32 protein-coding genes and 1 pseudogene are annotated in these 19,579 nt (G+C 58.5%); 18 read left to right on the plus strand and 15 right to left on the minus strand.

Annotation, left to right across the window (positions count from 1 at the left end; genetic code table 11):
- Window positions 1-11 precede the first annotated feature (11 nt).
- From ACLM45_RS01020 to ACLM45_RS01045, 6 genes and pseudogenes are all read left to right on the plus strand, one after another.
- Window positions 12-491, plus strand: a complete 480-nt coding sequence (locus ACLM45_RS01020) for a rhodanese-like domain-containing protein (RefSeq protein ID WP_415410140.1) — start codon at window positions 12-14, stop codon at window positions 489-491.
- Window positions 488-697 (plus strand): hypothetical protein, encoded by a 210-nt coding sequence (locus tag ACLM45_RS01025; RefSeq protein ID WP_415410142.1) that lies wholly within the window; start codon window positions 488-490, stop codon window positions 695-697. Before ACLM45_RS01020 ends, ACLM45_RS01025 begins: the two co-directional genes overlap by 4 nt.
- Window positions 698-712: 15 nt before the next feature.
- Window positions 713-1,294: pseudogene (locus ACLM45_RS01030) on the plus strand (sulfite exporter TauE/SafE family protein); the annotation flags it as partial.
- A 79-nt stretch (window positions 1,295-1,373) separates the two neighbouring features.
- Window positions 1,374-1,568, plus strand: a complete 195-nt coding sequence (locus ACLM45_RS01035; protein WP_415410144.1) for a hypothetical protein — start codon at window positions 1,374-1,376, stop codon at window positions 1,566-1,568.
- A complete protein-coding gene (locus tag ACLM45_RS01040) occupies window positions 1,531-2,007 on the plus strand; it encodes a DUF411 domain-containing protein (protein WP_415410145.1) in 477 nt (158 codons plus the stop codon). Before ACLM45_RS01035 ends, ACLM45_RS01040 begins: the two co-directional genes overlap by 38 nt.
- 988 nt (window positions 2,008-2,995) lie before the next feature.
- A complete protein-coding gene (locus ACLM45_RS01045; RefSeq protein WP_415410147.1) occupies window positions 2,996-3,574 on the plus strand; it encodes a LuxR C-terminal-related transcriptional regulator in 579 nt (192 codons plus the stop codon).
- A gap of 7 nt (window positions 3,575-3,581) precedes the next feature.
- Here the strand turns inward: ACLM45_RS01045 and ACLM45_RS01050 are convergent, their stop codons facing one another.
- The 8 genes from ACLM45_RS01050 to ACLM45_RS01085 form a co-directional block, all read right to left on the minus strand.
- On the minus strand, window positions 3,582-4,037 hold the full coding sequence (locus ACLM45_RS01050) for a lipocalin-like domain-containing protein (protein WP_198005720.1): 456 nt from the start codon (window positions 4,035-4,037) through the stop codon (window positions 3,582-3,584).
- 128 nt (window positions 4,038-4,165) lie between these two features.
- Window positions 4,166-4,318, minus strand: a complete 153-nt coding sequence (locus tag ACLM45_RS01055) for a hypothetical protein (protein WP_006041050.1) — start codon at window positions 4,316-4,318, stop codon at window positions 4,166-4,168.
- Between the two features lie 110 nt (window positions 4,319-4,428).
- A complete protein-coding gene (locus ACLM45_RS01060) occupies window positions 4,429-4,533 on the minus strand; it encodes a DUF4278 domain-containing protein (RefSeq protein WP_415410149.1) in 105 nt (34 codons plus the stop codon).
- A gap of 171 nt (window positions 4,534-4,704) precedes the next feature.
- On the minus strand, window positions 4,705-4,893 hold the full coding sequence (locus ACLM45_RS01065; protein ID WP_006041051.1) for a hypothetical protein: 189 nt from the start codon (window positions 4,891-4,893) through the stop codon (window positions 4,705-4,707).
- Between the two features lie 388 nt (window positions 4,894-5,281).
- Window positions 5,282-5,602, minus strand: a complete 321-nt coding sequence (locus ACLM45_RS01070) for a hypothetical protein (protein ID WP_415410150.1) — start codon at window positions 5,600-5,602, stop codon at window positions 5,282-5,284.
- Window positions 5,603-5,647: 45 nt separating this feature from the next.
- Entirely contained in the window at window positions 5,648-6,391 is a 744-nt protein-coding gene (locus ACLM45_RS01075; protein WP_415410152.1) for a fatty acid desaturase, read from the minus strand.
- A complete protein-coding gene (locus ACLM45_RS01080; RefSeq protein ID WP_415410154.1) occupies window positions 6,381-7,337 on the minus strand; it encodes an orange carotenoid-binding protein in 957 nt (318 codons plus the stop codon). The genes ACLM45_RS01075 and ACLM45_RS01080 overlap by 11 nt, the downstream gene beginning before the upstream one ends.
- 105 nt (window positions 7,338-7,442) lie before the next feature.
- Complete coding sequence (locus tag ACLM45_RS01085; RefSeq protein WP_006041057.1) at window positions 7,443-7,694, minus strand: DUF3104 domain-containing protein; 252 nt, start codon at window positions 7,692-7,694, stop codon at window positions 7,443-7,445.
- A 122-nt stretch (window positions 7,695-7,816) separates the two neighbouring features.
- On the opposite strand from ACLM45_RS01085, the gene ACLM45_RS01090 reads away from it, so the two are divergent.
- On the plus strand, window positions 7,817-8,035 hold the full coding sequence (locus ACLM45_RS01090; RefSeq protein ID WP_415410156.1) for a hypothetical protein: 219 nt from the start codon (window positions 7,817-7,819) through the stop codon (window positions 8,033-8,035).
- A 256-nt stretch (window positions 8,036-8,291) separates the two neighbouring features.
- Here the strand turns inward: ACLM45_RS01090 and ACLM45_RS01095 are convergent, their stop codons facing one another.
- Window positions 8,292-8,426, minus strand: a complete 135-nt coding sequence (locus ACLM45_RS01095) for a hypothetical protein (RefSeq protein WP_415410157.1) — start codon at window positions 8,424-8,426, stop codon at window positions 8,292-8,294.
- A 2-nt stretch (window positions 8,427-8,428) separates the two neighbouring features.
- Between ACLM45_RS01095 and ACLM45_RS01100 the strand changes: the two genes are divergently transcribed.
- Together ACLM45_RS01100 and ACLM45_RS01105 are read left to right on the plus strand one after the other, a co-directional pair.
- On the plus strand, window positions 8,429-8,557 hold the full coding sequence (locus ACLM45_RS01100) for a hypothetical protein (RefSeq protein WP_006041059.1): 129 nt from the start codon (window positions 8,429-8,431) through the stop codon (window positions 8,555-8,557).
- Between the two features lie 141 nt (window positions 8,558-8,698).
- Window positions 8,699-9,955, plus strand: coding sequence for a glycosyltransferase (locus tag ACLM45_RS01105; RefSeq protein WP_415410159.1), 1,257 nt, complete (start codon window positions 8,699-8,701; stop codon window positions 9,953-9,955).
- Here the strand turns inward: ACLM45_RS01105 and ACLM45_RS01110 are convergent.
- Together ACLM45_RS01110 and ACLM45_RS01115 are read right to left on the minus strand one after the other, a co-directional pair.
- Window positions 9,922-10,122, minus strand: a complete 201-nt coding sequence (locus ACLM45_RS01110; protein WP_415410161.1) for a chlorophyll a/b-binding protein — start codon at window positions 10,120-10,122, stop codon at window positions 9,922-9,924. The genes ACLM45_RS01105 and ACLM45_RS01110 overlap by 34 nt on opposite strands.
- Window positions 10,123-10,182: 60 nt before the next feature.
- On the minus strand, window positions 10,183-10,797 hold the full coding sequence (locus ACLM45_RS01115) for a DUF3598 family protein (RefSeq protein WP_415410163.1): 615 nt from the start codon (window positions 10,795-10,797) through the stop codon (window positions 10,183-10,185).
- On the opposite strand from ACLM45_RS01115, the gene ACLM45_RS01120 reads away from it, so the two are divergent.
- The gene (locus tag ACLM45_RS01120) at window positions 10,796-11,104 is read left to right on the plus strand and encodes a Nif11-like leader peptide family natural product precursor (RefSeq protein ID WP_415410165.1); all 309 of its coding nucleotides are present in this window, start codon (window positions 10,796-10,798) and stop codon (window positions 11,102-11,104) included. The two genes, ACLM45_RS01115 and ACLM45_RS01120, sit on opposite strands and share 2 nt — an antisense overlap.
- Window positions 11,105-11,111: 7 nt before the next feature.
- Here the strand turns inward: ACLM45_RS01120 and ACLM45_RS01125 are convergent, their stop codons facing one another.
- Window positions 11,112-11,420 carry a hypothetical protein gene (locus tag ACLM45_RS01125; protein WP_006041064.1) on the minus strand — a complete coding sequence of 103 codons (309 nt, stop codon included), beginning with the start codon at window positions 11,418-11,420 and terminating at the stop codon, window positions 11,112-11,114.
- Between the two features lie 69 nt (window positions 11,421-11,489).
- Between ACLM45_RS01125 and ACLM45_RS01130 the strand changes: the two genes are divergently transcribed.
- From ACLM45_RS01130 to ACLM45_RS01150, 5 genes are all read left to right on the plus strand, one after another.
- Window positions 11,490-11,708: a hypothetical protein gene (locus ACLM45_RS01130; RefSeq protein WP_006041065.1), complete on the plus strand. Its 219-nt coding sequence runs from the start codon at window positions 11,490-11,492 to the stop codon at window positions 11,706-11,708.
- Window positions 11,705-11,956 (plus strand): TIGR03643 family protein, encoded by a 252-nt coding sequence (locus ACLM45_RS01135; protein ID WP_006041066.1) that lies wholly within the window; start codon window positions 11,705-11,707, stop codon window positions 11,954-11,956. The genes ACLM45_RS01130 and ACLM45_RS01135 overlap by 4 nt, the downstream gene beginning before the upstream one ends.
- 30 nt (window positions 11,957-11,986) lie before the next feature.
- Window positions 11,987-12,256 (plus strand): hypothetical protein, encoded by a 270-nt coding sequence (locus tag ACLM45_RS01140; protein ID WP_006041067.1) that lies wholly within the window; start codon window positions 11,987-11,989, stop codon window positions 12,254-12,256.
- Window positions 12,257-13,607: 1,351 nt separating this feature from the next.
- Entirely contained in the window at window positions 13,608-13,853 is a 246-nt protein-coding gene (locus ACLM45_RS01145) for a hypothetical protein (protein WP_415411449.1), read from the plus strand.
- A 78-nt stretch (window positions 13,854-13,931) separates the two neighbouring features.
- Window positions 13,932-14,270: a phenylpyruvate tautomerase MIF-related protein gene (locus ACLM45_RS01150; RefSeq protein WP_415411450.1), complete on the plus strand. Its 339-nt coding sequence runs from the start codon at window positions 13,932-13,934 to the stop codon at window positions 14,268-14,270.
- A gap of 5 nt (window positions 14,271-14,275) precedes the next feature.
- Here the strand turns inward: ACLM45_RS01150 and ACLM45_RS01155 are convergent, their stop codons facing one another.
- Window positions 14,276-14,722, minus strand: coding sequence for a cupin domain-containing protein (locus tag ACLM45_RS01155; protein ID WP_415410167.1), 447 nt, complete (start codon window positions 14,720-14,722; stop codon window positions 14,276-14,278).
- 336 nt (window positions 14,723-15,058) lie between these two features.
- On the opposite strand from ACLM45_RS01155, the gene dcd reads away from it, so the two are divergent.
- On the plus strand, window positions 15,059-15,583 hold the full coding sequence (dcd, locus tag ACLM45_RS01160) for a dCTP deaminase (RefSeq protein ID WP_006041074.1): 525 nt from the start codon (window positions 15,059-15,061) through the stop codon (window positions 15,581-15,583).
- A 12-nt stretch (window positions 15,584-15,595) separates the two neighbouring features.
- Here dcd and ACLM45_RS01165 read toward each other — a convergent pair whose 3' ends face one another.
- Both ACLM45_RS01165 and ACLM45_RS01170 read right to left on the minus strand, forming a co-directional pair.
- Window positions 15,596-16,417 carry an SDR family NAD(P)-dependent oxidoreductase gene (locus tag ACLM45_RS01165; RefSeq protein ID WP_415410169.1) on the minus strand — a complete coding sequence of 274 codons (822 nt, stop codon included), beginning with the start codon at window positions 16,415-16,417 and terminating at the stop codon, window positions 15,596-15,598.
- Window positions 16,418-16,420: 3 nt separating this feature from the next.
- Entirely contained in the window at window positions 16,421-16,945 is a 525-nt protein-coding gene (locus ACLM45_RS01170) for a superoxide dismutase family protein (protein WP_415410170.1), read from the minus strand.
- 451 nt (window positions 16,946-17,396) lie between these two features.
- Between ACLM45_RS01170 and ACLM45_RS01175 the strand changes: the two genes are divergently transcribed.
- Together ACLM45_RS01175 and ACLM45_RS01180 are read left to right on the plus strand one after the other, a co-directional pair.
- Entirely contained in the window at window positions 17,397-18,563 is a 1,167-nt protein-coding gene (locus tag ACLM45_RS01175) for a hypothetical protein (RefSeq protein ID WP_415410172.1), read from the plus strand.
- Window positions 18,564-18,719: 156 nt separating this feature from the next.
- The gene (locus ACLM45_RS01180) at window positions 18,720-19,571 is read left to right on the plus strand and encodes an MBL fold metallo-hydrolase (RefSeq protein WP_415410174.1); all 852 of its coding nucleotides are present in this window, start codon (window positions 18,720-18,722) and stop codon (window positions 19,569-19,571) included.
- Window positions 19,572-19,579 lie beyond the last annotated feature (8 nt).

Here is a 19,579-nt window from a genome sequence, read left to right on the forward strand (position 1 = left end):
TTGCTCTTGTCATGTCTGAGCGTTTGTCACCCCTGGCTCTGCAAACCCGCCTCGCCTCCGTGACGGTGGTGGATGTGCGCCAGCCGATGGAAGTGGCCGGCGGCTGCATCCCTGGCAGCCGCCGCATTCCCCTCGACCGGATCGACCGCGCGGAACTGCCGGAGGGTGATCTGGTGTTGGTGTGCCAGAGCGGTAACCGCAGCGGCCAGGCCGCTGCGGTGGTGGAGCGGCGCTGGCCAGGCCGCACGGTGCTGGATCTCGCGGGTGGCCTGGAGGGCTGGCAGCAGGCGGGCCTGCCTGTGGAGCGTCAGGTGCAGATCGCCGCCGGCAGTCTGGTGTTGCTGGGGCTGATCGGCAGCCAGGTCCTGGCCCCCGCCTGGATCGCTTTGAGTTGGTTCGTCGGTGCGGGATTGATGTTCGCCGGCATCAGCGGTTTCTGCGGCATGGCCCGGCTGCTGGCGATGATGCCCTGGAATCGGGTGCGGCTTTGAGTGTGCTGTTGCTCCTCGGTGGCGGTGTTCTGATCGGTGCTCTGCTGGCCCTGCTCGGTGCCGGTGGCTCGATTCTGCTGTTGCCGCTGTTGGTGAGTGGTCTGGATCTGCCACTGCGGGACGCCGTGCCGCTGTCGCTGCTGGTGGTGCTTCTCCTGGCCCTGGCCAACCTGATCCCAGCCGTGCAGCAGCGGCGGGTGGTCTGACGGCCGGCCCTTTGGCTTGGCCTTCCCGCTTTGGCCGGCAGCTGGCTCGGTGCGGGATGGGTGCGCAGTGGTGTGATTGCCCCTTCCATGCAGCTGCTGCTGTTCGCCCTAGCGGCCACGGCCGCCGCCCTGTTGATGCTGCGGCAGCCACAAGCGTCGCCGCCTGTGCATCAACGGGAGGGCCGGTTGCAGCTGCTGGTTCAGGGCCTCGGGGTGGGTCTGCTCACGGGGATTGCCGGTGTTGGCGGTGGCTTCGCCATCGTTCCCGCCCTGGTGTTGCTGGCTCGTCTGCCGATGACCCAGGCCTCCGGCACCAGCCTGTTGGTGATCTCTGCCAGTTCCTTGATGGCCCTGGTGCGTCATGGCCATTGGCCGGCAGCGAGTCTTCCCCTGTTGCTGCCGTTGCTGCTCGGTGGGGGCATCGGCATCCTCCTCGCCCAGCGGTTCGTGTCCCGTGTATCTGAGCGCAGGCTGCGGCAGGGTTTTGCGGCTCTGCTGCTGGTATCAGCCATCACCACCGGCCTCGAGGCCCTGCAACCGCAGACGCCATCACCTGTTGCTGGGTTGCGCATTTCCACACGTTTTACTGAGGCCTAATGACAGGTGGGTTCTCCGTGATTTAGCAGTGAAGAAGGTATGCAGATAGACACGCGTGGTTGCGACCCCTTTGGCATCCGTGCCAGCAGAAGAAACGTTGATTAATGCCCTCCGCGGCTGCAGCAATCAGCGGGAACTGAAAGACCTCGAACAACGGCTCGCCATGGTGGAGGGTGCCCCGCCTCTGTTCGACTGGATCTGCGATTTGCTGGTGAAGCGGCGCTTGTCCAGCATCCTTGCCGCGAACCTGCTCCGGCAACTCCATCACTCCTGAGAACCTGCGGAGTTGCGGGATGCGGCTGGTGTTTGCTGTGGTGTTGGCGTTGATCCTCGCCTTCCCGTTGTCGGTGTGGGCTGACGCCGAGGGGCCGGAGATCACGGTGGTCCGCTCAGCCAGTTGTGAGTGCTGCCGACAGTGGGAACAGCACCTCGCGGCTGCGGGCTTTCGCATCAACGATCAGATCAGCGACAGCCTCGATCCCACCCAGGCCTCCTGCCACACCGCCAGCGTTGCGGGCTACAGGATCGATGGGCATGTTCCAGCTGCGTCGGTTCAGCGACTGCTCGCCGAACGCCCTGATATTCAAGGCGTGGCGGTGCCGGGGATGCCGATCGGTTCTCCCGGGATGGAGATGGAAGGGATCGACCCCGACCCCTTTGTGGTGATGGCCATCGCCCACGACGGCACCACCCAGGTGTTGGAGCGGTACTGAAGAGGCAGGCTTTCCCAGACCTTCACTGGCCAATGGTTCATAGTCAAACCCCCCCAGGTCTCGTTGGTTAAGAGACCTGGGGGGGTAGCGATCAGCCTTGGGCTGATCTGGGGAGGCCGTCTTCCCTTGATGGGAAAGGCGGCCTAACGCGCTCGTTTGTGCATCACGACCTTGCGAATTTCAGTGTTGCCATACGGTTGTTCAACCTCCAGCAAGTGGACTGAAAGAAAAGGGTCGAAGCGACTGGCTGTGGCGCCTGGGGCCAGGTTCCTAGGTGGGAGGGTGATTTACTCCGTGGGGCACCTGGAACGGTGCAGATGGAGTGTCGATCGGCGTGGCGAACATCTTTGCCTACCGAAGGACGATCCCTCTCTGATGGGTGAAAACTGTTGGAGCAGGAGCCAGAAAGTCAGCGAGCTTCTTGTCTGGGCTCGGGTGGAGTGTCGGCCGTCATGGGTGCCTCCGATCTCGATGTACACAGTGTTGGTGTTCCAGGCGACAAAGGCAATCAGTGCAATCACGCATTGCCGTTTGGCTGATGCCGATCAAAAGTGAAAACGGTTTGCCTGATGCCAGTGGAAACAGCTGGGTGCTGCAGGCCTCTCCCTCAGTTGAGGGATGTGCATTCCGCTGCCTTTTGCCTCAATGAAGGCACTGCATGATTCGGACGCATGTCCCCTGCCTACGACCTCATCCTGGAGTCGAACGGTCGGCTCATCACCCACACCGTGGAGGTGGCTGATGCCCTGGCGGCTGGCCCGTGCGCGTTATCCCGCTCGCATCCGCGGGGTGGTTTGGCGGGATCCCCAGCAGGTGCATCTGGACCATCCGCGCTAACAATCGGGTGTGCGTGTGCAATCCAAGGAGCTTCGGCTTGACTCCCGTGTCAATCAAGAGGCGATTGCCCAAGCCTCTGAGCTTTTGAAGGATCGACGCATTGTTGTGGTGTTTGGCGATCGCCTCTCGCTGATTTCCTTTGTGCTCGTCGATGCGATTACTTCGAGCCTGGTGGGTGCGGCCACCACAGAAGAAGAGGGGTTTGAGCTGGCCGCGTACCCAGCCGGATCTGCTGATCTGCAGCTCGGATCTCGAATCCGGCTATGGCATCAACCTGTTGCGTCGGGTGAAGGCGGAGCTTCCAACCTGTCAGTTGCTGATCGTGCTGGTGCGCGAAACCCAGACGGTGGTGCAGGAAGCGATGGAAGCCTTTGCAGACGGTGTGGTCTTCAAATCCAGCCTGGGCACTGGCCGCGGTGATCTGATCAGTGCCCTGCGCACCCTCGCCGAAGGCGGTGTCTACTTCCCGGAGCAGATCCGTCGCATTGCCGCCTCCACTCCGCAACCCGATCTGCCGCCATTGGTGGAGGAACTGAGCCCGCGTGAACTGGAAGTGGCCGCAGGGGTGGCGCGCGGTCTCAAGAACAATGCCATCGCCACCCTGCTCGGCCTCTCAGTGGAAACAGTGAAGAGCCATGTGGGTAACGCCATGGACAAGCTCGGTGCTCGCGACCGCACCCAGATGGCGGTCATGGCGCTGCTGTATGGCTTGATTGATCCCCTGCAGTGAGCAGGCTTCAGCTGCAGCGCTTGAAGATCACGATGCTGCGGGTCGGGCCTTGTTTCGGCCAGTTGGGCATCACCCGCCATGGGGTGCGCACCGTGAGCTGGTCACCGTCAATTGAGAAGAAGCGCATCTGCTCGGTGCCCACCCATTCCGGCTTCCAAGCCACATCCACCGCAGTGATCCAGCGGTCGTCCTCCAGCCTGTAGGTGCCGGAGTAGGCCACCAAGCTGCGCAGCAGAGCAGCGTCGCCCTCGATGTCTGTTGTTGGTTTGCGACCTTCAGCGGTGAGCGTGAACGACACCCGTCCAGCCGGGGTGAAGAGCGCGTAACCCGTTGGGTGGTCACCCATCGGCCTGAAGGTGTTGCCGCTGCTTTTCTCCTCCACCAGGTAGCTCACCAGTTGCCAGGCGCCATGGATGCAAGAAGCTTCAAGGGCAATCAGTGATTGCACAGGCGTTGCGTTCACAATCGATTGATGGATTAGGCGGAAGTTACCAATGGTCACTTCAGCGTCTCAGCGGCTCGAGGCGCTGAATGAGCAGATCGACATCCTTTTGTGAATGGTTGGTATCAACCACAACCGAGGTATTCCGTTCAGTCGGCTCGCTCGCAGTGCTCGTCGTCGCAGCGCACTGTGCAGCTTGGGGCCTCCTTTCCGTAGCTCTTCGGTTCGCGCATGGTCCAGTACTCATCAACCAGGCCCATCAGGTACGAACCGAGCCTTTGAAGCAGGGAGCGCTGTTTCATGATTTCAAAATGCCATTGCCTTTGGCCTGCTGTCATCAGGCGTTGTGGAAAGAGCAATAAAAAAGCCCTGCCTGAGCAGGGCTAAAGAACCGCCGAGTGGCGGCATTCACTCATTTGGCCAACTTGAGACCGCGGTACATCAGAACCACAGGCTGCAGCCGGGTAGCTGCAGTGTGGTTCGGCACGTACTTCTGGCCGCGATAGGTAAGCGTCATGATGGTTCCTCGAAGCAAGCTCAGGTCCCCGTTCCATGGCCTGAGTCGAACTGCGCCTCACCAGGAGTGAGGTGAACGTGTTCTCGTAGCGGTTGCTACAGACCCTTCATAGCGAAGCTGTCAACTGCCGTGTCGTTCACGCGGATACACAGTGATCGATTGGGAGGCTGATCAATTGGCTTCCGGACGTGGGCATGGCATCAGGGGCAGGCAATCACCAATTGGATTGATCCATTCCTCAAATTCACTTCGGATGGCCTCGGCATCTGAAACGCGCTCTCTGCTGGCGAGCAGCTTGCTGCGTTGCTTGCTGTAGTCAACAGCGGAGCCGATCAGTTCAATGGCTTGTTCGCTGGTCATGGCTGAACACGTTGTTCGGTCCATCGTTGGCAGCCCCGCGCAGGTTGACCGTGCCAACGGCAACAAACTGATGTGTTTTTGTGCATTTGCCCATCCGCGCTGATGGGTTTGTCTCGGAAGATTTTCTGTACTTGGCTCGCCAAGAGCCATTGGGTCCGCGAGCCTGAGAGAAGGAATCTTCGCTGATCAGATTCCGCTGCATCCATAGCTCGATGATGAAACTCAACCTTGCCCATTCCCATCCGATGGGAACCCTGATTGTTGAAGGCGTGCATCAACCGTTCCATGCTCTGGCCTGTGCCTTGAGCCCGGCCTCAATACGGATTCAACCCAAAGTTGGAGCATTGCATTCTTGGATTGATCAACAACACATGCATCAGCCTGGCGCTTAGAACATTGCCATCGCTTTGATTTTACTCAGTTTGGTTTTTTCTAACCCCTCGAGATCATCGTAATTGATCAAGTTTTGTTTGATCATGTCAGCGAGAGTAAATAATATGTTTGCCGTGTCAAATTCAGACCGACCTTCGTATTGAAAGCGTTCGCTGCTGAGAAAATCGTGAAATTTCCAGATTGACTCTGGTGTATCGAGTAGTTCGCTCTGTTCTCTGAGAATCACAATCAGAGCTTCGATGGAGCGTTGCTTGCCTGTTTCAAAGGCATGCTTGGCAACGGATTGTTCCTGGTGTGTCCAGTCAGCTGCTGACATGGTTTTGAGAAGGTGAGGGGTCGGGGCAGAGGTGCTGAACCAGGTTCAGAATTGGTTGTAGACAGTGCGCACTTCTGGAAGCTGATGCCAGGGCACTGCTGGGTAACTGTGATGTTCGCGATGATAGCCAAAGTGGTAACACGCTGCGAACGACAGTATGGGGTGAAGATCGAGGCTGATTGGTTGATGGAAATCATCAGTCTCAGGGGCACTTTTGCGATGGGGTAAAAATGTCCCCACCACAAATAGTTGCCAGGAGCTGATGATTAAAGGAAGCACATAGATCAACGCAAGCGTGAGCAGTGGCTGATCCTGATTGGCGGGAATCATCAACAGCAAAACCCCCATCCAGGACGCCAGCTTGAGCAGCTGCATCGGATTCAGATAGCGACTGAGAAAGCGGGCATACCAGGCCACTGGTGAAGAATCCGCCGCGTTGAAGTAATCGGGATCAGTCTTGGATCCTGGCGAATGATGGTGCTGAATGTGATGGTTCAGGCACTCCTGAAAGCTCAGGCCGGCGTAGGCCCAGAGGCAGCCCTGGCCGATGAACCGATTGAAGAGTTTTCGGTGAGGAATGAGGCTGCCATGCATGGCGTCATGAGCCACGATGAATAGCCCCGTGTGCAGAAAGCTTCTCAGCAGAACAAGCCCTGCAATCAGCAAAGGGTGGGCCTGCTGAATGGGAAGCCTGAGTCCAGCGGTGAGGGTCACCAGCCAGGCGGACCCGATTAAGCCCGCCAGTTGCAACCCTCGCCAGTGGTCGTTGCGAATCGGATCACTTGCCACCAAGCTTCAGCAGCTCGGCGGGAGAGGCCAGCAGGTCGATCGCCACAAAGTAGATCTTGTTGTTGTCATCGAGCAGGAAGCGCCAGGCCACGTTCATGCCCACTTCCCGGCCGAACCAAGGTGTCTGCACCTTTCCGGTGACCTTGATCTGGGTGAATCCGCTATCGGCAGGCTCTCCGAATCCTCCCTGGGGGATCAGCTTGAGGTTCTGGCAATCGCGCTTGAAGAACTTGAGGATGGCGTCCCGACCCACGATCGGACGCTGAAACGGTGGCTGAAGAGCCCCGTCATCGAGGAAGAGATCGATGAGCTGGTCGAAGTCATTGGCATTGAGCAGCTGCATGTAGCTGAGGATCGTCTGATTCAGCACACCCGGAATGAAGATCTCCTCACGCTGATCCTCCGGAGTCGGCGCCACGATCGGCTCAGCCACCACCTTGCTGTCGTCCACGTCGGGGTCATACCCCATGTCCACCACGAAATTGCGCAGCAGGGTGATCTGCTGCCCCTGTTCCACCTTCTTCACGGCTTCCAGCACGGAGGTGGCGTTGGCTGACAGCTTGTAGCCCTGGGGGATCGGGGCCACCTTGCCCTGACGCATGAATTCACCCAGCTCATACCAGAAGCAGAGCTTCACGTTCACTGACCAGAAGGCGTAACGGCTGGAGACCGGGCTGTTGATCTTGGCGGCCAGGTCGCACATCACCTTCGTTTGCTCGTCGAAGCTCATTGCCACGATTTCATCGAGGGTGGGCTTCGCCAGGGCCATACGGGCAGCTCCCGGAGCTGCAACGGTGATGGTCTGCCCCATTTCCAGATAGGCAAACCAGATCAGGGCCAGTTGGTCTTCAGGGCTGAGCAGCTTGAACCGCGCGGTGATGGCCGGCACGGCATCGGCAGTCATGGTCTCCGGGAAAATCTGACGAGCTTTGTCGAGCGTGAACATCCGGAGTGATCGAGAATTCTAAAAACTGTAACACTATGTTTCGGGTTTAAGCGATTTTGATCGGATGCTCGCGGTTCCCATTTGTTCATGGTATGGATTTTGCCCTTAATGGGTGCTGGTCGGTGCCGCTGGCAGGATGTGGGTCACTAGGTCGGCATTCACCCAGCGCACCACGCCGGAGTCGATATCAGCGATCTGGAAGAGGGTGAAGACCTGAGGGTCCCTTGCTCCGCCGTTGCAGTGCAGGACCAGTCCCATCCACCAGTCCTGGTCGTTGGGTTCGCCGAGCAGGGGGTCGTGCCGGACGATCACAGTCATCCCTGGCTGAAGGTCGAGAAAGACCGGACGGGCGGCCATGAATTTAGTACTGATGTATTGATGCTAGGGGCGGTGTCTGGCCAGGCCAAGTTCCCGGGTTTTTCGCTTCAAGGCACCTGGCTGAAGATGCTTCGTAGTGTGAGTTGTGATGAATGGCGATCATGAACCCCAAGCAGCTCGGTGCCATCAGGCGTGCGGTGATCTATGCCGTTGTTGGCTATGGCGGGTTGGCAGTGATTAACAACAGCGGTCTGGCTCCTGATCGGATGTGGACTATCTACCTACCTCTGTTCGTGGGTGTGTATTTCTTTGCGCGCTGGGCTGATTCCAAGATCGCAGCCTTCAATCAGCAGCGGCAGGAGAAAGAGTCCGAGTCGTGAACAAATGTATCTGGCTCGCGCATTGGAGTGCTCAAAGATACATTCTGGATCTGGGAAATGTAAAAGGGTGGACCTTAAAAGGTCTGCCTTTTTTATCGCCCCAAGATTTCAAGATCATCTTGCAATCGTTGGAATCCTTAGCATCGAGCTGCAGCGGCTGAAGAAAGCGCTGCTGTTTCAACGCTCGCCAACAGCAAGGCCGCCTTTTCCCGGGAGAAAAGACGGCCTGGGTTGCGACAATGGGGAAGCGTCTGGCTTAAGGGCGGCTGGGGCCTGAAGTCCAGAGGTAAGGCTTTTGAAGCTCCGGGGCACCTGTGGCTGCGTAGCGATGCGTTGGAGTGTCGGTCGACGTGGCGTACCAGTGATTGCCTGCCGAGGGACGAAGCCTCACGGATGGGTGGAAACTGTTGGAGCAGGGGCCGGTTGGGTCAGGCTGCTTCAGGTTTGGGCTGGGGTGGAGTGTCGGCTGTCATCAGCGCCTCCGATCTCAATGACCACACTGTCGTCGGCCTGAACCGCTGAGACAATCCGTGTTAAGGCGCATTGTTGCTCTGGTTAAAAAAGACGAGAGTGCAAGTGATGTGCCTGCCGTGATGTGGCGGACTGCGAACGCGATCAGGGCGTCATGGTGTTGTTCATCAAGCCGATCATGAATGCAGATCGTTGGTTGTCTTGAGTGCCCATGGGGAGCAGCTCGTCGCTCTGCTGCTGCTGGCGTCGGCCACGGCATCCTGCGGCGGTCTTCTGTTGCTTCAACTGGGGCTGATGCGTGGCTTTGCCCGCGCTCCTGTGCTGCGGTCGGACGCGTCCGCCAGTCCTGAGGACACCGCGTTGACGGTGGTGATCCCGGCCTACAACGAGGCCGCCAACATCGGCCCCTGCCTCCAGCACGTGCTCGAAAGTGAGCCTCCCTGTGCTGACTGGCAGGTGTTGGTTGTGGATGATGCTTCCACCGATGCAACCACGGAGCTGGCGACCCAAGTGCTGGCGAACGCCGTGCTGGCTGAGCGCGAGCATGCTCAGATCCGCGGTGAGGTGTTGCAGGCAGGCTCTCGGCCGGAGGGTGAGTGCTGGGTCGGCAAGAACTGGGCCTGCTCCAAGGGAATGGAGGGGGTTGTGTCGGGGTGGGTGGTGTTCATCGATGCGGACGTGCGGCTGAAGCCCGATGCCCTGCGCCGTGCTCTCGCCCAGGCGATCGATGAGGGCGCTGATCTGTTCAGCCTTGCTCCGCGCCTGAGCTGTGCCTGCCTGGCGGAATGGATGGTGCAGCCGATCATGGCCAGCCTTCTCGGCCTGGGCTTTCCCATTGAAGACGCCAACGATCCCACCTCATCGGTGGCGTTTGCAGCAGGTCCATTCATGCTGTTTCGACGTACGGCCTATGAAGCCATCGGTGGACATCGCGCCCTTGCCGCCGAAGTGGTGGAAGATCTGGCTTTGGCCCGGCGCATCAAGAACAAAGGCATGCGGCTGCGCTACGTGCTGGGACTTGATGCGGTGGATCTACGCATGTATCCAGATCTTGCTTCCCTCTGGGAAGGGTGGACCAAAAACTGGTGTCTCGGCCTGGATCGCGACGTCCTGAAGGCGCTGGCGGCAGCGGCCGTGGTGGTGTTGATGTTCAGTGTCCCCTGGATGTTGCTTGTGGCATCACCGGCACTGTTCCTGGGATTCCCAACACTGTTTCTCTGGTGGGAAAGCAGTTTCGCTTTGGGGATCCTGGCGATTGTTCAGCAATTTCTGTTGAGGCTCTACATCAGCAGAACGTTCAGAATCCCTACAACCCTCTGGTGGTTGATGGGAGCCGGTGGGCTGCTGGTGGGAGCGATCGGACCGGTCTCGGTCTGGCGAACTCTGACCGGTCGGGGATGGACCTGGAAAGGACGTCAGCTCAGGCCGAGCACGCCGAAGGTGATCTGACTGAGGATGCCGTGGCCGGTGAGGGCTTCGGTGAGAACGCCGATCACGAAACCGAGCATGGCCACGCGACCGTTGAGCAGTTCAGCGCGCACCATGCGCTCACTTTTGATCTGGGCGGCAGCAGCGTCCTGGAACCAGGCATCTCTGTTGGAAGAAGTGGAATCCATGGTCAAGCATCAATTAATTGAACGTTACGACTCTTTGTTAAGGAATGCAACGCTCCTGGCTCAAGGCCAGGCCTGACTCAAAGGCAGCAGATCTCCCTTGGTGTCGTAGCGACGCACCATCTGCCGCACTGTTCCATCAGGAAGGGTCCAGCGCAGCCCGCAGGCGGTGGCGTCGCCCGCCTGGCGATCGCGCTGGTCCAGAAGCAGTTCAACGCCCTCTTCGGGTTCCCAGATCAGCAGGTCCTCCGCGCTGTGCGCGGGGCACTGAAGTGGCTCCGTTGGTGCCTCGGGTTTCCGGGTGCCTTCGATTTCTACGACATACACCACCTGCTCCAATCCGCTCACTCCATGACGCACCACGATCCTTCTGCGCGCTTGCTGGTGCACCACGCAGAGTTCCGCCACCCAGTTCCAGGGCGTGATGCTGGCCGGGCCAAGAGACCAACCACCGTTGGGGCTCACTTGCATGGTGGGTGGCAGGGTTTGAAAGGTCATCGACCGCTGCTGGCCGGTCTGCTCGTAGGAGAGACAGGTCTGAATCAGCCCGTCGGACTCCTTCACCGACAGTGATGTGGGGAAGCGAGCCTGCTCATGGCCATCGCCGTTGAGACGGATGAAGCACCCCGCCCAACGGCCGATGTTGTGCTGCAGCAACGCTGCCCGTTGGTCGTGCATGGCGGCTGTGGAGGAGCTGAGCACGTTCAGGTTGGCGCGCCGTCAGGGACGATGGAGTCTCAAGCCCCTGCTCGGAGCCATGGCCCCCTCACCTGTGCAGGCGTTTCTGGCCCATCTCAGCCGTGACCCTCGCCTGCAGGCGCAGGTTCAGGCCTCCGTCACCGCTGACGAGGTGGCTCTACTGGCCCAGCAGCTCGGCTATGCAGTGTCCGGGAGTGATCTGCTGCTGCTCTCAGGCCGCAGCGTTGATGGTGTGCGGGTGACCCGCGTGGATCACCCGGGGGAATACCCCGGGCGTTACTACTGAAGCCGGCTCAGCTCACGTGCAGGGCCAGGAAGGCATCGTCGAGGGCGGTCATCTCGGCCTCGTCGTCCTGAAAGCAGCTTCCGTAGAGCAGGTTGAGGATGCGACCTACCTCCATGTCGCGATCGGCGACCTCCTGCCAGAGGCGCTGGCTCAGCACGGCGTCGGCCAGAACGAACTGCGCCTGAACGAGCTCGCGTGTGATGGCGAAGTAGCTCTGACGGTCATTGCGCAGGCGGCACTCGGCGGTCGGCTGGGCAGTCGTTAACTGATCCTGTTGCGTGCGCAGACGGGCCGTCTTGGTTGAGGACTGGTTCATACTGCGCTCCTAGGACCTTTCCTCCAGTGTTGTGCCCTGTATCAAAAGGCACAATCAGCGTTCATACCCATGCCTGCAAGTGAGCTCATTCACGAACTGAACGGCAAGCCCATCAGGATTTCCGTTCCCAGCGATCGCCTCGTGGTGGATCGGGTGGCCAGGCACATGCAGCGACGGCTTGCCGAGAACGACTGGCGTCCCTATGGCTCGCAAGCTGACGCTCTCCAGGCCTGGGCGCGCCTGGGTGGCATCCGCGTGGATGTGCTCCGTGCCCTGGATCTGCTGTGAGCAGCCCCGTCGATCGTTTTGATTCCGTCGATCTCGACCGAATCATTGAAATGGCCTGGGAAGACCGCACCACCTTTGAGGCCATTCAGGCTCAGTTCGGCATCAGCGAACCGGAGGTGATCGCCATCATGCGCCATGCGCTCAAACCCTCCTCTTTCCGGATGTGGCGCAAGCGCGTGAGCGGACGTCGAACGAAGCACGGGATGACCAGTCGGTCGTCTCGCTTCCGCGCCAGCGGCCACCATTAGTGGCAGGCTGAAACGGACGCCCACCTCACCATGAAGCAGTTGCCGGGCCGTCGCCGGCCGAAGTGGATTCAACAACTGGCTGCAACGGCCGTCGCTGTTGTGGCCACGATCTGGTTGATCACCCTGCTTCCCGTGCTGCTGTTTGTCGGCCTGATCGCGGGGTTGCTGCTGATCCCCGTGCTCAGGAAGCTGAGGCTCGAGATGGAGCAGCTGGAGCGCCAGCAGCGAGGAGAGCCACCGCTCCCCAGAGATGTCACGCCCTGGCACCGTAGGGTCTGGAATCAATGGCGTGCCCGCTGAACCGAGTTCAGCACGAAAGCAGAGCGCGTTTTCCCCATCGCTCATGGAGTTCATCCTTGCGCAGCATCGCTGCGTTCGAGGCATCTGGCTTCAGGATGGCGTCCAAGGCGGAGGCCCGCCCTGTCGTTTCGGATTTCCGCGCTGAGCAGGCCAGTGCCGTTGCAAGTAGAGCGAAGGAGCCTGTTTCGCTCTACTCGCAAAGAGGAAGGCCGTCCCTCCCGATGGAAAGACGGCCTAAGTCGCTCGTTCATGCATCGTTCAACCCTTGAATGAACAGGGGTTGAGAGGCCCGCCCACCTACGACAGGAATGGGGTGGTCTCTCTTATTCCTCGCTTCCGACACCAACTGTCCTTTGATTCCCGTAAAGGGGCAGAGGTCAAGTCGTAGTGCCATTTCTGGCGAGGGTCGAAGCGTCTGGCGTGTTGGCGCCTGGGGCCATTTAGTCCAGGGGTGTGGCTGATGAAGCTCCGGGGCACCTGTGGCGGTGCAAGTTGGAGTGTCGATTGGCGTGGCGCTCAGTTGATGCTTACCAAAGGACCAGCTTCACTGATGGGTGAAAACTGTTGGAGCAGGGGCCAAAAAGTCAGGTTGCTTCTGCTGTTTGCTCAGGTGGAGTGTTGTCCGTCATGGGCTCCTCCGATCTCGATGGACATACTTTCCACCCGTCAGTAGTTAATGGCTATCCGAGTTAACGCTCATTGCCCTCCAGGGCGAATTGGTTGAGTGTGGGAATGGCGTGCCACCCGGTTGGACCTGGGAGTTCCAGGCCAGTGGCCACACGATTCACCCATCCGCTCTTGATGTGGTTTCAGCCGCTGGCTGGTTGTCGTGTTCTGAATCAAGTGCCCCCCATCACGGCGATGCCGGTTGGGAATAATTCATTGTGTCTCTGGTCGTACTGAAGGGAGATGGTTAAAGCACTTGCTGCATTAATAGATGTCCGCCGATGAGTGCCTCCTTTTGAAAAGATAAATGCTCTTTTAGATGATGCCTTGGAAGTCATTGTAGGTGAATCTTGTTAGAGCATCATCTCTTTTTGAATTGAAGAAAATGCGCTTAAAAAGCATTCAATTTTTTCTCCTTCCTTTGCTTTTATCCAGTCATTGATGGCTTTGTTGTATAAATCTTTTGTGTGCGCCGGAGCCTTCGAGATGTGAGGCTTGGTGGGATTGATCCTGCTGACCTGCGTCGGGCCTTTGTCTGCATGGACTGGGGATACTCTGCGCCAACGGTGGCCTACCTGTGTTGCTGGATGAGTTCTACGTGGCTGCTTCTACCGCTGGTGGTCAACGCGATTGGACCTCAGTGATGCCAGTGGTGGCAGAGTTGAAGGGCGCATGCAGCAGTGCCATGGATGCCACGGACCCCCTCGACCAGGCCAAGGCCATTGCAGATGCGATCGAACAGATCGCCAACCAGCTCACACCCGCTGTGATCCGCGCAGCGCGCAACGATGGCGGGGGGCGGAACGACCTCGACCGGATCGAATATGCCCTCGGCACGATCGGCAAGGCTTTGATTCTCACTGATTACACGATCGATGAGGAAAAAGACATGGACAAGCTGCAGGCGTTCCGGGAATCCCAGCGGACCTGAGGAGTGCAGCGGGTGTAGACCGGAACCACACGAGGACACTCCTCGACGTTCATCACAGTGTCGAGCTCTGAGCACCGCATGCCACTGATCAATCTGCGCACGTCCCTTGCTTCCGTCGACGATGCGGATGGGTTGCTTCAGCAGCTGTCGTCGTTGCTGGCGGAGCAGACAGGCAAGTCCGAGGCCTATGTGATGACGTTGCTGGAAACCGGTGTGCCGATGACCTTCGCCGGCAGCCCCGAACCCTGCGCCTATGTGGAGGTGAAGTCGATTGGTGCCCTACGCCCCCCAGCCATGACTGCGGCCTTCTGCGATCTGATCAGTGCTCGAACCGGGGTTCCAACCAACAGGATTTACATCGGCTTTGATGATGTGCCAGCAAGCTGCTGGGGCTGGAACGGATCCACGTTCGGTTGATTCCTTCAGTTCCCTTGAGGAACGAGGTCGATCACCACGGCGGTGGCTGTCGTTCTACTGGTGTTGCGCCAGCCGTGCAGAACACCGCTTGATTCAAAGACAGCGTCCCCAGCCTGTCGCTCGATCGCACGAACCCCAGCACCGTCTTGCCTGTATTCCACCAGTGTGCCGCTGAGGATGTAAGCAACCCCGGGCCTCTGCTCGTGTTCATGCCAGGCCACCGATCCACCGGGCAGGATCGTGATGCGCCTGGTCCGTAGTTCCCGTCCTTGCAGCGCACTGAATTCCTGTTCGAGGTTGAGAGCTCCGAGCGGTTCCACGCGGATCTGGCGGGTTTCTGCTGGAGCACCTCCAACCGGTGGACGCAGCTCCTCGCTGGGGGTGACGGGATGGGCAACGGATCCAGTAGCCCATCCCGCCAGCACGAGGAGCAGAGCACCTTGCCTGCGCATCAGGAATCAACGCTGGCCGAACAGCTCATCCCAGCTGATGAGCTGCGATGACTGGTTCCGTTGGCCCTCGTTGGAGGGACTGAAGTGGGAGGGCTGACTGGTCGATGGACTAAGGGAACTCTGATGATTAGACAACACAAAGTGTTGTTGTCCCTGACTGGAAGGACTCTTCATGATGGTTTCTCCGTTGAGGTATCTGGATCGCGCTGAACGTTTGTTTCAGGCTCTCTCGGCGTGCAGGTGACATATGTCAGACCTGCTTCACAAGTACATGGTGCCACAAACAAGGGCTCATGTCGTGTTCAGGCCATACTTTGTGCCCCTCGTAGGAGCCCCATGGCAGTTCTGGGACAGCAGGCCATTCTTCAGGCGATCGAGGCCGGCGTGATCACGATCTCTCCCTTCGATCCTGAGCTGGTGGGGCCGGCGTCCGTGGATCTCACCCTGGCCGGAAGCTTCCGGGTGTTCCGCAAGGTGCATGAGGTGATCGCCGTCTGCGAAAACACCGACTACCGGGAGTTCACCGACAAGGTGGAGGTGCCAGACGGGGAGCACATCCTGATCATGCCCGGTGAAACGATTCTGGGAATCACCCGGGAGCGTCTCAGGCTTGGTCCGGGGTTGTGCGGTTGGTTGGAGGGACGCAGTCGATTCGCCCGTCTGGGGCTGATGGTCCACATCAGTGCTCCGTTCATGGGGCCAGGCATCGACAGTCAGCAGGTGCTGGAGATGAGCAATTTCGGGCCGGCCCCCCTGGCCGTGGTTCCTGGTACAGCCATCTGCCAATTCATCTTTCAGGAGCTTGATGGCGAGGAGCACTACGCAGGCCGTTTTGCCGGCCAGACCCAGCAGAGCTTCTGATCGCGTGTTGATTCAGTCGCCGATCATGCGCCGTCGCACCATGGCGTCCCACAGACGGGTTGGAATGAAGCGCTGAATCAGCGCTGATTCCGACGAGCTGCCGCAGCGGTAGCGCGGGCTTGGATCAGCCTCTGTGAGAGCTCGCTCGATGCAGGCGGCCACCACGTCGGGATCGGACCCTTGTCGGAAGCCTTCGGCCCAGGCCGTTGCGACGTTCTGCATCATCCTTCCCCAGACAGGATCATCGCCACCAGCCGCAAGTGCAGGCTGGCTGACGGCTTCAAAACCCGTGCGGATCAAGCCGGGTTCGATCACCACCACCTTCACGCCAAAGCTCTGCAGCTCCATGCGCAGCGCATCGCTCAAGGCTTCAACAGCGAACTTGCTGGCGCCATACCAGCCAGCTCCCGGTGTCACAAAACGACCGGCGATAGATGAGATGTTCACGATCCGGCCTTGACCGCGGCTGCGCATCGCCGGCAGCAGCGCTTGGGTCAGGCCCATGAGCCCGAACACATTCACCTCAAACATTGCCCGTGCCGCATCAAGCGGCATGGTTTCCAACGGTCCAACGTCGCCGTATCCGGCATTGTTCACCAGGGCATCAAGGCCGCCGCCGTGCTCCGCAACCGCGTCACTGAGCGCTTGTCGGGAATCGGAATCCGTGATGTCGAGGGCATGAACAACGGCTCCCCGCCCGCGCAGGTCCTCCATGGCCTCCACGCGCCTGGCTGCGGCATGCACGGTCCAGCCCCTCTTCAGCAGCTGCAGGGCCGTGATCCGGCCGATGCCGCTGGAGGCACCGGTGATCAGAACGGTTCGAGTGGTTGGCATGCGTCAGCCCACCCCGCAGGCGATGCGGGCGCCACCGCCTCCCAATGGTGGGATGTCGCTGTACGTGTCACCACCGGCATGCACCACCAGCGCCCGTCCACGTAGATCGGAGGTGCTCAGTCTGGGGGCCACTACCGTGGTTGTGGTGTTGCCATCGGCATTCACCACAAGCTTGCTGAGGTCACCACGGTGACCGTTCCCGAACGGTCCGAGATGGGTGTTGGTTTCGTCGGGGTCCCAGTGACCCTTGGCGGCCAGACCCGCCACCATCTCGCCCTCGCCATTCATGGCGGCGTCGCAGGAGTCGCCCGCATGCAGGTGGAACCCGTGCTCACCCTCACGCAACCCTTGCAGTGAGGGAGTGATCACCAGCCCCTGGTCGCTGTCGTGAGCCAGCACAGCGCCGATGGGTGCACCAACACCATCGGCGCTGATGGCCTGAAACGGTATTTCCAGTGAAGCGGCCAAGACCCTGGCCGGCAGACATAACAACAGGATCAACGCAATCAGGGGAACCAGGCGCGGCATGGGTCGGGGTCGGTCGCACTCATTTTGCTCTGGCAGGTCGGTCAACCGAGATCAGGGTCACGCGGTTGCGATGGAGCTGGCGTAACAATCCTGACCCTGTACTTGCCACTGTTCAATGAATCCGCCACGCTGAAATTGACCCTGCAGGTCGCATCATGAAACGCTGGCTTCTCAAGGTTGCCTTCCGCATTGGCATGCCGCTCGCACTCTGGCCTTTGAAACTTTTGGATAGTCCGCGATCCACGACGCGTCACTGAGGCGTTCATGTCGATCCAAGGGTGCATGCTGAATTGTTGGTGGTCAATCTCAGGCGAAGCGCACAGTGACGGATCTCTTTGTAGTCCAGGTAATATTATTTTTGAAGCATAATTATTCGTTGTTATTTCGGGATTGAATGGCTTTGATGCTGCATGAGAGATGAGTTAACCTGATGTTGTGTTGTGTTAGATCGATGTCCTCCTCGGAGCAGTGGTTTGACGTTCTGGTTACTGATGATTTGAGTCGTTCAGCTCAAAAGCTGCCATTGGAGGGTGAGGCCTTTCGTTTTCTGGAGTGGGAATGGACCTATCGATCTCCTGCTGATAGCGCTGGCGGCAGGATCAGAGCAAGGGGGACCTTCTTGACTGATTACGATTTAGATGGAGATGGCTGGTACAACATCGTTTCGATTCTTGGCCAGAATAATGGTGTTCCCATTACAGGCCTGTTTCCAGCAGGTGTAGCGATTCCAGGGAATTCAGGCTTTCCTGGTGACAATCTTGTTCGAGAACAAGGCGATCGTGATTGGAGTGCTGAGGGGCAGCTGACAGGGGATGGTTTTCAGTATTCACTTGCAGATGGCTCTTTCGTTAATGTCTTTTTCGCCGACTTCACTGTCGTTCCGACTTATAAAGAATTTCGTAGTCGGGCACCTTTTCCAGAAGGTCCTGTCAGTCCTAACAACGAGCTTGACGTCAGTTTTCAGGCTGAACCAGATTTCGACCTTGCTGATAATGCCAGTAATATTCTTGTTGACAGGGAGGGGGGCAATGTTCTGAAGGGTCTGGGAGGGGATGATTTCTATGTCGTTAAAAGTGCAGGCATTGATGTTGTTGAGCGTGTTGGAAAAGGCGTCGATACAGTTCTTTCCAGTGTTTCTTTTAGGCTTAATTTAAACGTTGAAAACTTGGTGTTGACAGGTGGCGAGGCGATCCAAGGAATTGGAAATTCACTCAACAATGTGCTGGCGGGAAATGCTGCGAATAATAAGTTGAAAGGCAAGAGTGGTCGTGACACTCTTGTGGGAGGATTGGGTAAAGATAGTCTTACTGGTGGTCTTGATGACGATACTTTTGTTTTCAGGTCTATTGCGGATTCAGGGGTGACATCTCGTACCCGCGACAGGATCACTGATTTTCGGATTGGTGATCGAATTGATCTTTCGTTGATTGATGCAAATCTTGGCCTCAGAGGCCATCAGTCTTTTTCTTTTATCGATTCTGATGCCTTTACGGATGCAGGCCAAATTCGATTTTCCAAGGGACTTCTAAGTGTCAATGTTGATGATGTGCTTGATGCTGACTTTCAAGTGAAGTTGAAGGATGTGACAGAGTTTTTTGTTGAGTCATTGGCTCTCTGATCACATGATTTCTGCCATTGCCCTGATGCAATGAGGTCTTCTTGCAATGGCTACCCAAGCTCTTTGATGCTGTTCCTGAATCGTCCTGAATCTTATTGAGAATCTTTTCCGTCATTGTCTGGCTGAACAGATTTCATTTTGATTTTTTGAATGAATATGTTTTGGATTAACGACCGTTGTATCAACTGCGGCACCTGTTGGCAGTTCGATCCCGATCATTTTTCCCCTTCTGGCGAGAGGGCCTGCGTGGCTGTTCAGCCTGTGGATGCCCCAGAGGCTCAGCAAGCTCTTCTCGCTTTGCAGGCCTGCCCGGTTGCGGCCATCGAGACGGAACGAGAGCTGCGCAACACCACACCGACGGATGGTTTTCCTGTGGTGATCCACGAGCATCCCCTGGGAACGGTTCAGTACTGCGGTTGGGCTTCTCGGCGCAGTTTCGGAGCCTGCAGTTGGTTGATCACAAGGCCTTCAGGGAATGTGATGGTGGATGTGCCGCGCTGGAGTGCTCCTCTGGCCCGTCGCATCAAAGATCTGGGTGGATTGCAGTTCATCCTCCTGACCCATCGCGACGATGTGGCCGACCATGAGCTCTGGGCCAGATCTTTTCGCTGTGAACGCTGGATCCATGCGGCCGATGCTGATGCAGCCCCCCAGGCGGAACAGCGGTTGAAGGGCCATGACGCCCTCGAGATCGCCGAAGGGCTTCAGCTGATCCCCACGCCAGGGCATACGCAGGGATCGCTCTGCGCTCTACTCGGCGATGCCCGCTCCGTGCTGTTCAGCGGTGATCACCTCTGGTGGAATCCTGAGCAGGCGGTGGTGGTGGCGTCAGAGCGCTATTGCTGGTGGGATTTTGCTAGCCAACTGCAGTCTATAGAGCGGCTGCTGGAACTTGATGTGGCCTTGCTGCTGCCTGGGCATGGCCGGCGCCATGCCTTTGCTCCGGGAGCCTGGCGCACCGCTCTTGAACAGACTCTCAACTGGAGCCGGCGCCATCATGAGCCCTGATCAGGATG

This window comes from Synechococcus sp. A10-1-5-9 (assembly GCF_047716785.1).
In the GTDB taxonomy this organism is placed as follows: Bacteria; Cyanobacteriota; Cyanobacteriia; order PCC-6307; family Cyanobiaceae; genus Synechococcus_C.